The following is a 12822-nucleotide window of genomic DNA, read 5'->3' on the forward strand; positions in this document are numbered from 1 at the left end:
TCAGTGCCAAGCTGCACCAACCGCATTTTGGAGACTCGCATCGTTGGGAATGGTGGTGATGCTCGACGACGTCGGATCAAAGCCGGCATTGCTTGCGGAATAGGTCGCCATTGCCTGGACAAGCTGGGATATCTGGCTATCGATTTTCAATCCCGCGGCATTGATTTCCTGTAACTGGCTTGCGCCACCATTAAACCAGCCGGCGATGTTGACCTGAGTGTCGGTTCCCAGAAGATCGATCTTCAAATCGTTCCCGGATTGCTGGAACCACAGATTTTCGTCGGTAATCCCTCCAACAAAATCGAGTTCGTTCGTCGATCCCGGACTCGCGTTGGCATTGATCGTGGCCTGACCGGTGCTCGACGAAACGACGTAGGTGTTGTTTCCGTTGCCGCCGCCGCTTGTAGTCCCGCCAGTCGCCGATTCACTGCCGGGCCCCAAATCGAAGATGTTCGCTCCGTAGCTGCTGCCTTGCATCGACGCATTGCCAACACCGATCCAGGTGAAGGTTGGCGATGTCCCTTGCCCGATGTCGATGCCGGAGCCATCGGCAAACCGGATTTGACTGATCCCGCTGGACACCGTGCCACCGTTGTCCGTCAGATCATGGTTCACGGTAATTGTGTCGCCGGGATCACCATCAATACCTATGACAAGATCACCACTGTTGTCGGTCTGCAGGTACACGTCGCTCGCCGATAGGCCGGACCCTATATCGATCTCGCCGGTCCCACCGTCCAGATTGATAGCGGCCTGTCCCGAACCGGCGGCGTAGTTCACGATGTTGGTGCCGGCAACGGCCGGGGCGCTTGGGAAGTCGACGACTGCATGGCCGGCCGTGATGTCATAGACGTTCGATCCAAACCCGCTTCCCGTGAGCGTGTCCCACGACTGGTTCGCAAGCCAGGTGAAGGTCAACGGTCCGTTTTCACCGGGGCTCGAGCCGAGATACTCGACCGACCCGTCGCTGAAGCGCAGCTTGTTGATGCCGCTGGTGAAGGTCCCGTTGCCCTGCGCGACCAGGTCGCCATTGACCTGGATGGTGTCGCTGCTGCCGGCAACCCCGATCGTGAGGTCGCCGGAGCTGTCCGCCGTAAACACGAGGTTCGAGGCCGAGATGCCGGCACCGAAGTCGATCTCGCCGGTCCCGCCGTCCAGATTGATAGCCGCCTGTCCCGAACCCGCAGCGTAGTTCACGATGTTGGTGCCGGCAACGGCCGGGGCGCTGGGGAAGTTGACGGCCGCGCGGCCGGCCGTGATGTCATAGACGTTCGATCCGAACCCGCTTCCTGTGAGCGTGTCCCACGACTGGTTCGCAAGCCAGGTGAAGGTCAGCGGTCCGCTTCCGCCGGCGCTTGACCCGAGATATTCGACCGACCCGTCGCTGAAGCGCAGCTTGTTGATGCCGCTGGTGAAGGTCCCATTGCCCTGCGCGACCAGGTCGCCGTTGATCTGGATGGTGTCGCTGCTGCCGGCAACCCCGATCGTGAGGTCGCCGGAGCTGTCCGCCGCAAACACGAGATTCGAGGCCGAGATGCCCGCTCCGAAGTCGAGCTCGCCGGTCCCGCCGTCCAGGTTGATGGCCGCCTGTCCCGAACCCGCAGCGTAATTCACGATGTTGGTGCCGGCAACGGCCGGGGCGCTTGGAAAGTTGACGGTCGCGCGGCCGGCCGTGATGTCATAGACGTTCGATCCGAACCCGCTTCCCGTGAGCGTGTCCCACGTCTGGTTCGCAAGCCAGGTGAAGGTCAACGGTCCGCTTCCGCCGGCGCTTGACCCGAGATATTCGACCGACCCGTCGCTGAAGCGCAGCTTGTTGATCCCGCTGGTGAAGGTCCCATTGCCCTGCGCGACCAGGTCGCCGTTGATCTGGATGGTGTCGCTGCTGCCGGCAACCCCGATCGTGAGGTCGCCGGAGCTGTCCGCCGCAAACACGAGATTCGAGGCCGAGATGCCCGCTCCGAAGTCGAGCTCGCCGGTCCCGCCGTCCAGATTGATGGCCGCCTGTCCCGAACCCGCAGCGTAGTTCACGACGTTGGTACCGGCAACGACCGGAGCGTTGGGAAAGTCGACGGTCGCGCGGCCGGCCGTGATGTCATAAACATTCGATCCAAACCCGCTGCCCGTAAGCGTGTCCCACGTCTGGTTCGCAAGCCAGGTGTAGGTCAGCGGGTCGTCCAGGTTGATCGAGCTGCCGTCACTGAAGTTGAGCTGTGTGACACCACTGGAAATCGCGCCATTGCTGAAGCTCAGATCCTTGTGGATCGTGATCTTGTCGCTGCTGTTGCCAGCGAATGTGATCGTCAGGTCGCCCGTGCTGTCCTGAGCCTGGAAGAACAGGTCCTGTGCCGAGATCCCGCTGCCGAAGTCGATGACGGTTGTGCCACGGTTCAGCGGGACATCCAGCGCACCATCGCCCTTGCTATAGTTCACAATGTTGGTGCCGACGATGACGACATTTGAGCCGATTGTTGCACTATCCCATGTCGTGCCATCCGCGAACGTGATCGTTGCAAGCGAGGTCGTTTGGCTGCTGATGTTCAAGTCCCGCAGCAGCGTGATACTGTCACCCGTGTCGAGCAGCTTGATCGTAAGATCACCGGCTTGGTTGGCCTGCAGTACAACGTCCGATGGTGCGATTCCTTCCGCCATCTTTACCGTTCCACCGCCTGCAAGTGTCACGATGGCTTGCCCATCACCCTTGCCGAATTCGAAGACATCGTTGGCGGTCGTAGCGGTTACCGTGTCGCCGCCAGCTCCCAGAATGAAAATGTTTGGACCGAAATTGCTCCCTACGAGGTTTGTATCGCCGGCCGTCCCGATCTCGGTGAAGGTCAGGGGCTGATTCAGGTCGATCGAAGATCCGTCGGCGAATTCGATCGCGCCAACAACACTGCCCGGACGGCTGGCAATATCCTTCCGGAGATCATGCAGCAGGGTAATGCTATCGCCGGTAGCGACAAGCTCGATGATGAGATCGTTTTCGGCATTGGACTGCAGGATCACGTCCGACGGAGCAACATCGGCGGCCATCTTGACAGTTCCGCCCCCATCGAGTGTGACCGTCGCCTGACCATCGCCCTTGTCGAAGTCGAATTCGTCGGTTGCAGATCCTGCGGTGACGGTATCGCCGCCGGGCCCGAGATCGAAGATGTTCGAACCAAAGGTGCTCCCGACCAGCGTCGTATCGGTCGGTGTGCCGGTGTACGAGTACGTCAGGGGCTGATTTAGATTGATCGAAGATCCGTCAGCGAATTCAATCGCGCCAGCAACGCTGTTCGGCCGGCTGGCAATATCCTTCCCCAGATCATGCAGCAGGGTGATGCTGTCACCGGTGCCGACCAGCTTGATGATGAGATCGTTTTCGGCATTGGACTGCAGGATCACGTCCGACGGAGCAACATCGGCGGCCATCTTGACGGTTCCGCCCCCATCGAGGGTAACCGTCGCCTGACCATCGCCCTTGTCGAAGTCGAACTCGTCGGTTGCAGATCCCGCGGTGACGGTATCGCCGCCGGGCCCGAGATCGAAGATGTTCGAACCAAAGGTGCTCCCGACCAGCGTCGTATCGGTCGGTGTGCCGGTGTACGAGAACCTCAGGGGCTGATTTAGATTGATCGAAGATCCGTCGGCGAATTCAATCGCGCCTGCAACGCTGTTCGGCCGGCTGGCAATATCCTTCCCGAGATCATGCAACAGGGTAATGCTGTCACCGGAGCCGACCTTGATGATCAGATCGCCGTTGGCGTTGGACTGCAGGATCACGTCCGACGGAGCAACATCGGCGGCCATCTTGACGGTCCCGCCCCCATCGAGCGTGACCGTCGCCTGACCATCGCCCTTGTCGAAGTCGAACTCGTCGGTTGCAGACCCCGCTGTGACGGTATCGCCGCCGGGCCCGAGATCGAAGACGTTCGAGCCAAAGGTGCTCCCGACCAGCGTCGTATCGGTCGTTGTGCCGGTGTACGAGTACGTCAGGGGCTGACTTAGATTGATCGAAGATCCGTCAGCGAATTCGATCGCGCCAGCAACACTGTTAGGCCGGCTGGCGATATCCTTCCCCAGATCATGCACCAGGGTAATGCTGTCACCGGTGGTGACGAGCTTGATGATGAGATCGCCGTTGGCATTGGACTGCAGGATCAGATCCGACGCCGTGATGCCGGCGCCCATTTTCAACAGGCCGCCGCCGGCGAGATTCACGGTCGCCTGGCCGTCGCCCTTCCCAAAGACGAAGAGATCGTTGGCCGTCTTGGCGTTTACAACGTCGCCGCCAGGTCCCAGGTTGAAAATATTGGGACCATAGACCACCCCCGTAAGCGTTGTGTCAGTTGCAGTGCCTGTCCAGGTGAAGGTCAGGTTCTGCGGCAATGTCCACGTCACCCCGTCCCCAAACGCGATCGTGCTCAAACGGGAATTCGTCCGGCTGGCAATATCCAGCCCGAGCTCGCCTTCAAAGGTGACGCTGGTCCCGGTATCGAGCCGCTTGATGATAAGATCACCCGCTGTGTCGGCTTGTAAGATGACATTTGATGAAGCGACCCCAGTCATCATCAAATTCGCCCCGAAGCCGGTATCCCCGACTATGTCGTTGCCGCCATCTGATGAGTAAACATACAGGTCGCCCACTCCTCCAGTGATTGTCTTGTCACCGGACCCCATGAAGACAACACCCCTTGTCGCTCCAATTGATATCGCTCCGACTGCCGCCCCCTCGTCATAGATGTTGACCCCGAGCGCGGTAGCCGCAACTTTCTCGACGGTCGAGGTAACCCCCCGGCGTGTGAGATCTGTCAGCGCCTGGGTTGCCAGCGCCAGCGTGTCGCCTGCGAACAGATCTTTGCTCAATCCGCGCACAACCCGGAACGTGAGGTCGTAGTAGTTACTACCGGCGGTCGCCGCATCCGTCGGCGCGTGCGAGACAATCGAAGTCACAAGCTCATCAAAATTGACGGATATGTCGTCCGTCGTGGGATCGTAGCCAATATCAGAGAGGGCCACGAACGGGTTCGACTGGAGCGATGCAATGTCGACGCCGTTCGCAAAAAGGCTGTCGATGATTTGGCTGGCGAAGCGGACTTCAATCGCTCCTACCAGTCCCTGATAGATCCTCTCCCATTGTGGGCCCGTGTGAGAGTTCGGGTTGAGAGCATAGGCTGGCTGAGACGTGGGATCGATGCCGTAATATGCATAGACAACGGCCAGCTGGCGGGCGTCAATGTAAGGGCCGCGGCTGGCGGGATCGATGCCCGAAGCGCCGGCCCATTCGTACAGCAGCACCTGAAACGCCGCGTCGAATTGCGCGCCGGTCATCTGCCCTGCATAGAGAACGACATTCTTGACGTCGGAGAGCAACGTCGCGTTCTGCGACATCGCGACTTGCAGACTTGGAAGCTTTCCAAAACCCGCGAGATCTGGCAGATTCAGTGCTTCCGGCGTGTAGGTAAAGTCGGCCGGCGGTGTATAAATCGTATTGACCGTGTTGGTCGAGAACTCGACTTCCGAGATAACGTGCGCCACCCCGTTGATCATGACCGTCGCCTGCTCGACGACCTGATTGCCGCTGACCGTCAGATTAACAGGCGACGTCGATAACGATATCGAGGTGATTCCAAGATCACTCAGCGATTCCAGTTCACCGGCGTCGAGCTGCCCGTTGAGGTTCTGGTCCGTCCACACCTTGAGCTGCGAAAAAGCGGCATCGTTTGCGTCGATGACGCCATCATGATTGCTGTCGAGCGCCGCCAGATCCTGAAAGCCGTCACCGGATTTTGCGCCAAGCAGCTCATCAGGCGTGATCGTGCTTCCTCCCTGACCATTGTCGAGGATGAGAATACCTTCATTCGCGCCGATCCAGCCGGTCTGGGTGGCGAAACCCGAGCCCGTAAAGTCGAAGTGAGCTTGCGAGTTGGCCAGAGAGGTAAGCTGGAGATCTCCAGTACCAAAGTTGATCACCAGTGGATCTCGCGGATTGGGCGGCGGATCATCCGGCCAGTGGATGATAATTTTATACGTCCAGTGACGGTCCGGTCTGATCAAGTGTCTCTTACCGTCAGGGCGATACTCGACGCTCATATCGCCATTGGACGCCAGCACGTTGGAGGTGATCTGCCCTTGGAGTCTCGACAGGTCGAGGACGACATCGGCCCGGGTGATGCTGCCGGCGGCGAGCTGCGATGTCCACGTATTCAGCTCGGCATCACTCGCTTGCCGGCCGAACGTATTCTGATACATCGAGCTGACAAAGTCGGCGTCGCCGTAGTCGAGGCCCGACATTGAAACCCCGACACCGAGATCACTCGTGAAATTCGAGCTGAAGCTCGGCGTAGAATCTCCCGATCCCCCCGACGAAGGCGTCGTGCCGAAACCCACGGTAGCAAGCAAGTCACTGGCCAGTTGCCTGACGTCAAGCCCGGATGGCGTCAGGTATTTCAGCCAGGTCTGCCCTTCCTCCGGTTTCATCATGCGCCCGAGCGCAACCCAATAGATGCGCTGTATTTCTGCCAGATCAGCGGCCTCCTGCGATTGCGCAATTTTGTAGGTGGTCTCGATTCCGTTCTGGGTGAGAGAGACAGTGTCGATACCGTTGCTGTCCACCAGATGATCGGCGACGACCACATAGGTTCCGGTGCTGTTCTGTTCGGTCCAGGAATAGCTGCACGAGCCATCGGCACTGACGAGCGTGGTCTCTAGCGTATCCGAGGCCGGCTTTTGCAGGTTGTTGCGAGCGATTGTGACGTCCCGTTGATCTGCCGACGTCGTGGTAATTGTCTGGTCCGTGATGCGACCAAGGAGATCGTAGTCGGTATCCGTCACCGTAGTGACGCCGTTCGCCGCAGTTTTCGAAGTTTTGACCTCGTCCGGGCTACCGTCTCCGTAGGCATAGTGGGTCGTAGTGACGGACTTGCCGTCAGCACTCGTCGTCGTGTCGGTCGAACCGACGACTTCCAGGTAAAGCCCAACGTCCGGATCTGAGGCCATGGCCTTTTGCGTGATCGCAACAGTCGTTGATCCGTCGCTGTTGTTTGTCTTTACGCTCGTCGTCTGCCGGTTGAGAACATCGCCTATGTATATTGCTGTCGTCACGCTCAGGCCGTCCGCCGACGTGGTCGTCACATGCTGTTCGGTCCACGTTTCGGAGGAATCGCCTTCAATACGCTGGAACGTGTTAACGAGTGTAACCGTCCGGCTACCGTCCGCGTTCAAGACTGTCGTGTTCGTCTCGCTCTCGTCGACTGTACCGTCCCCGTTTGTGTCGATGCCGATCGTATCCGAGAAACCGTTTGCGGAACGGGTCTCGGTAACCTTGCTGATCAGCGTTCCGGACCCATTCGTGTTGGTCGTCACCCTGACCGTATCGCCATTGGTGCTCGGCGTTATGCTCGTGACGGCGGTGTTGACCAGGCCATGCTCACTGGTCATGTCGGAGATCGTCTTGGTACGGCCGTCCTGGCTGACGTTGATGGTCTTGAACTCGCCCGTGCTGCCGTCCGCGTTCAGGTTCGTAATTGTCTCGGTCGTGCTGCCATCGAGGTTCGTCGCCATCACGTCGACATGATCGAACACACCGTTACCGAGCGTCGACCATTCCTTGGTGACCGTCAGGCCGGTACGATCGACGGTGGTCGCGGCAACGTCCTGTGCGGCGCCGACCGTCTCGGTGTCCGTCGTGGTCTGGCTGCCGTCGGCATTGATCACGGTGGCGATGACGGCCGAATGGTCGAGAGAGGCTTGACCGTTCGTCCCCGTCGTCGTGATAGTCCTGGATAGACCGTTCGCGGACGTCACCGTGACGACGGATGCGGATTCGGTGTATCCGCCGGAGATCGCATGCAGCGCATTGCTGCTGTCCGAGAACGTTTCGGTGACGCTTCCGTTGACTCCGATGGACTTGACGTCACGCTCGGTCTCGTCGACCGAACCATCACCATTGTCGTCGAAAGCCGTTGTAACCGACAAGCCATTGGCCGATGTCGTCGTCAGGGCCCGCGCGACCAAAGCCCCTAAAGCGTCGTAGTCGCTGAGCGTATCGACAATAGAGCCGTCCGTCTGCGTCGCCCTCGTTTCGATCGAGCTTCGGGGCGTCGGACCGTAGGTGTTCTTCTGAACGGTCGTCGTCTTGCGATCGGCGCTGGTCGTCGTAACGGTCGTGCTCTGCGTCGTGCCGTCACCGCTCTTGACGGTTACGGTCTGCGTTCTGCTCCCATCGGAACCATAGCTGGTCACCGAGGAATCGATTTCCTGCAAGACGCCGTCAGTCGTAGTTGTCGACGTTGTCGACGTCCGGTCCGCCGAGGTCGTCGTCACGGCGCTGCTGACCGTCGTGGTTCCCACCACGTCGGTAACAGTCTCCGTTCGGCTGCCATCGGCGTTGAGCACGGTCACATCGGTGCGCGTCTCATCGAAGATGCCGTCACCATTGGCATCGGTCTGCGTCGTCCGCGACAGGCCGTTTGCCGACATCGTCGTGACGGTTGATCCAACGAGGCTCCCGTCCTGGTTCTGGATCGACGTCGTCTTGACCACATCCCCGTCGGTCAGCGTCACAACCGACACAATGCGATCGATGGCGCCGTCGCCGGTCGTATCGGAATCGGCAGTGCTATTGAGGCCATTCGCCGATGTCGTCGTCACGGTCTGGTTGCGCAACGTGCCGTTGGCATTGGTGTTGGTGATCGTTTCGGTGCGGCTGCCATTGGCCCCGATCATGACACTGTCGGACCGCGTCACGTCCGTGACCCCGTCGCCATTCTCGTCGATCAGCGTGGTTGCGGAGAGGCCGTTCGCGGAGGTCGTGGTTGCGGTCGAGCTGATCTTGGCTCCCGTCGAATCGAACGAAGAGACGGTTTCGGTCCGGCTCCCGTCCGCGTTAAGAACCGTGATATCGCTGGTCGTGCCATCGACCTTGCCGTCGATGTTCCGGGTCACCGTGCTCGAGAGGCCGGTCGCACCGACGGTCGTAACGGTCTGGCTGACCTGGCTGCCGTCGTTGCTGGATCGCGTCACGGTCTCGGTCCGGCTGCCGTCGGCATTGAGAACCGTGCTGTCGGTCGTAGTCGAATCGACCTTCCCGTCAACATTGCTCGTGACCGCCTTGGACAGACCATCGGCGCTGGTGGTGGAGACCGTCTGAGCAACAAGGGTCCCGTCGGACGCATAGCTCGAGACGGTATCGACCACCGAGCCGCTGCTCTGCTTGACGATGGTCTCGACCTGGTCGACATGCCCATCGCCATTGAAATCGCTGCTGACGGTCTCGTTGTTGCGATCGGCGCTGGTGACAGTTACAACTTGGCTCTCGAGCGTGCCGTTGGCACTCGCAACCGAAACCGTTTCAGTCCGCACCCCGGTCGAGGCGTCGACCGTCGTCGCATCGGTCGACCTAAGGTCGTCTCCTCCTACATCGCTCTGAGTTGTGATCGTGAGGCCATCGGCCGACGTCGTCTTGACCGTTGAATCGACGATCGTGCCGTTACCAGCGGCGTCGGTCATTGTAACGGTCGAGCCACCGCCGGCAATCGCCGCCGTTGTGGTCGTCGTCGTCCAGTCTATGGTTCCGTTGCCATCGAGATCGGCCTGTACTGTTTTGGTCAGGCCGTCCGCGCTGGTCGTAATCACCGTGCGGCCGATGAGCGTCCCATTCACCGCGTAGGTCGATGCCGTATCGACAATCGAACCGGCCGCGCCAACGGCAACCGTCTCGACCTTGTCGAAAACGCTGCTTCCGGAGTTGCCGATTGAACCGGTCGTGTCCAGCTCCGTGGTGCGCGAAATTCCGTCGGTCCCAATGATCGTGAGCCTCTGGTCCAGCAGGGAGCCGTCGGCATTTCGATCGATCACCGTCTCCGTGCGAGTGCCCGTTGTCCCATCCACGACCGTAACATCGGTAGTGGTACGGTTGAACACCGGCGCTGCGCTCGTTCCGGCACCGGTCGTGTCTGATTGCACAACCTTGATCAGGCCATCATTGCTCTCGAACCGAACGACCTCGCTAATCAGCGCACCGTTCGCAGCGGTCTCAACGATGGTCGTCGTTGCGCCCAGAACTCCCGCGACGATGCCCGAGCTCGTTCCCTGGACGATATTCGACGTTGTCGTCAGGTCGACCACGCCGTCACCGTTGAGATCGCTCGTGACCGTCTTGGACTGGCCATCGGCGGATGCGACGGTGACCGTTTGATCTCGCTCGGACCCGTCGGCGTTCCTGTCCGTCACCGTGGTGGTACGAGTTCCGGTCGTTGCGTCGACGACGGTCGCCGTGACCGTGGTCAGATCGAAGACGCCGTCGCCATTGATGTCGTACTGGACCGTGCTGATCAGACCACCCTCGCTCGGCGTCCTAGCGGTCTGATCCTTGATCGAGCCATCCGGATTGAGATCCTGCAGCAGGACGGTCGTCAGCCCGTTGCTGGTCGTGTCGACCTCGTGCTGCGAGGAGACGTAGACCCCACCGACAATGCTGCCATTGGCATCGCGGTCGATCGTCACCGTCTTGATACCCGTCGAGGGGTCGACGGACGTCACGGTGACGGTCCGGTCGATCAAAACGCCGGCAAGCGTCGCGTCCGTGAGCGTCTCGGTCGTCACCCCAGCGCTGGTGACGGTATTGTCGGTCTGGACCACATCGATCTGGCCGTCACCATTCAGATCATACTCGACGGTCCTGGTCTTCCCATCGGCGCTGGTGATAGAAATCGTCTCGTTGGCGAGACTTCCATCACTGTTGAGGGCCTTGTTGTCGACGGTCACGACACCCGTCGTGGCATCGGTCGAGGTCGTCGTGCGGACGGCATACCCCTGCGAATCGTAGGCAAAGGTCACCGTAGCGGCAGTCCCGGTCGCCCCCGACGTCGTCGTGTACGTCGTCTCGCCGTCGATCGAGGAGCCGTCCGACAGCTGCTGATGGACATTATTGGCCGAAAGATCGATCGACGTTATGCCGGCATCGGCCAACGATATCACGCTCTGAGTGCCATCCGCGTTAGTGACCATCAACTTGAAGTCGGCAAAGCCCGCATCGCCAGCATCCAGCTTGCCGTCGTGATTGGTATCGAACACATCGAGCAACGCCTGCATGTCGGTCGTTGCCGTCGGATCCCAATCCTTGAATGCGATCTGGTTGGCCTGCGTGATCGTATTGGTGTTGTTGGGGTCAAAGAACAGCACGGCATTGCCGGCACCCGCCCACGCCGTCCGGTTCTTGAAGCCGTCACCAGTCGAATCGACGAAAGTGTTCGACGACGTCAGCTTGGTGATGTTGATGCCATTGCCGGTGAGGTCGAGAACGACCGGACCATCACCTCCATCGCCACCGCCGTCTCCACTGCTCTGACCGTCCGTCGGATTGTCCGTGCCGCCGTCGTTCGAATTGTTGTTGTCCGGATTACCACTATTCCCGTTGCCTGAGTTGGATGTCGGCTTGCCACTCGGATCAACTGTGACAGGGTTTTGCGGATATGTGGTTTGGCCAGACGTTGTGTCGCTGGTCGAGTTAGCCGCGTTCGACCATTCGTTGCTGATCGTCTGATTGGTCGATCCAATATTGTCGATTGCTTGTTGGAAGACGTCATCGGTTGATTGAGCGGATTGACTCGAAGAGAGATTCGAGTCGCCCGGATTGCCGGTGCCAGACGTCAACTGCTGATAAAGCTGAAATTCTGGAAGGTCCGCGACAGGTTGAAACGAAGGGCTCTGACCCGAAGAGCTTGAAGTCAGATTTCCTAGTTCCGAACCAATATCTACACCAGTGCTACCGCTGAGCGCACTCTGCTCATATTGCTGATACTCTTGAAGATAGGGAACGGACGGAAAGTCTGGGTTAACCGGCCATTCTGCTGGCGTCGGTATTGCTCCGTCGATCTGGAGGCCGGCGCCAGGAATTGATGTTAGAGGGACTTGATCACCAGGCCACGGTCCAGGGGAGAACGATGGGTCCGTCCACGAAGAACCATCGAGATTCGCGCCAGTGAGCGGGAATGGCTGCGTATACTGAACTTGCCCAGTCTTGATGTCGAAGCCTAATCCCAACGTTAGCGTAACGGAGTAACCATTCAGGCCGCCTGAACCTTCCAGGGGACTGCCTATGTATAAGCCAGCCACCCCGAGATGAAATCCGTAGTAGGCAGAGAAACCACCCATATCGTTGGCGTTGCCGAAGATAAGTGACGCTTGTTCGCCGAACTCAGCGCCCGGTATGGCGACTCGGCCAAGGCCATTCGACTGCGTTTGTGGTCCACTTAGGGATAGGTATGCACCGAATCCATCGTTCGCGTTCCCACCGAAAGCTGTGACATATCCGCCGGCCCCTGCGTCATATGTCTGTGGTCCCTCGCCAGGTTTGGCCTTGTCGATACCACTGAGATAATAACTGCCACCGTACGAGAGCGTAAGTCCGCGAAAGCTTGAATCCACCACTGCTTGCTTCCTTCTGTTGCGCCATCCCTAGCGCTACGGTTTTGTCTACGAATTACGCCGAAAGAGCTGACAATTGGTCTCGCGAAACGCGCACTTGTCGAGTTGCGGTTGGTAGAAATTCCATAGTGGAAATCCCGCGAGCACTTGGTTGCTAAAGCGAAAATCTTGCTTGCGTGAGAGCTAGCTCAGGAAGGCGGCGATGCCGATGATGATCAAAATCACAGCGAACGCGGCAAGGCCAAGATAGAACTCCCGTGCTGAGAAAGCCTTGGGGATGTTCTGCCAAGATGACGGGGAGATAGAGATGTCGAGTTTTCGTCTAAGACGATCTTGCATTAGCGCGTAGAAGCCGAGCGCCACACACAATGCGACGGCCAACGCTACACCCGTGAAGCTGTTAAGCAACAT

The 12822-nt window shown here is 59.2% G+C and carries 2 protein-coding genes; both read right to left on the minus strand.

The window, feature by feature from the left end:
- Positions 1-12414: a calcium-binding protein gene (locus AAFG07_RS37480; RefSeq protein ID WP_342724633.1), complete on the minus strand. Its 12414-nt coding sequence runs from the start codon at positions 12412-12414 to the stop codon at positions 1-3.
- A gap of 180 nt (positions 12415-12594) precedes the next feature.
- A complete protein-coding gene (locus tag AAFG07_RS37485) occupies positions 12595-12822 on the minus strand; it encodes a hypothetical protein (RefSeq protein WP_342724634.1) in 228 nt (75 codons plus the stop codon).

This window comes from Bradyrhizobium sp. B097 (assembly GCF_038957035.1).
Lineage (GTDB): Bacteria > Pseudomonadota > Alphaproteobacteria > Rhizobiales > Xanthobacteraceae > Bradyrhizobium.

Excerpts from the sequence above, each read along its gene's own strand:
- AAFG07_RS37485 (WP_342724634.1), bottom strand. The coding sequence starts at position 12,822 with ATGTTGCTTAACAGCTTCACGGGTGTAGCGTTGGCCGTCGCATTGTGT.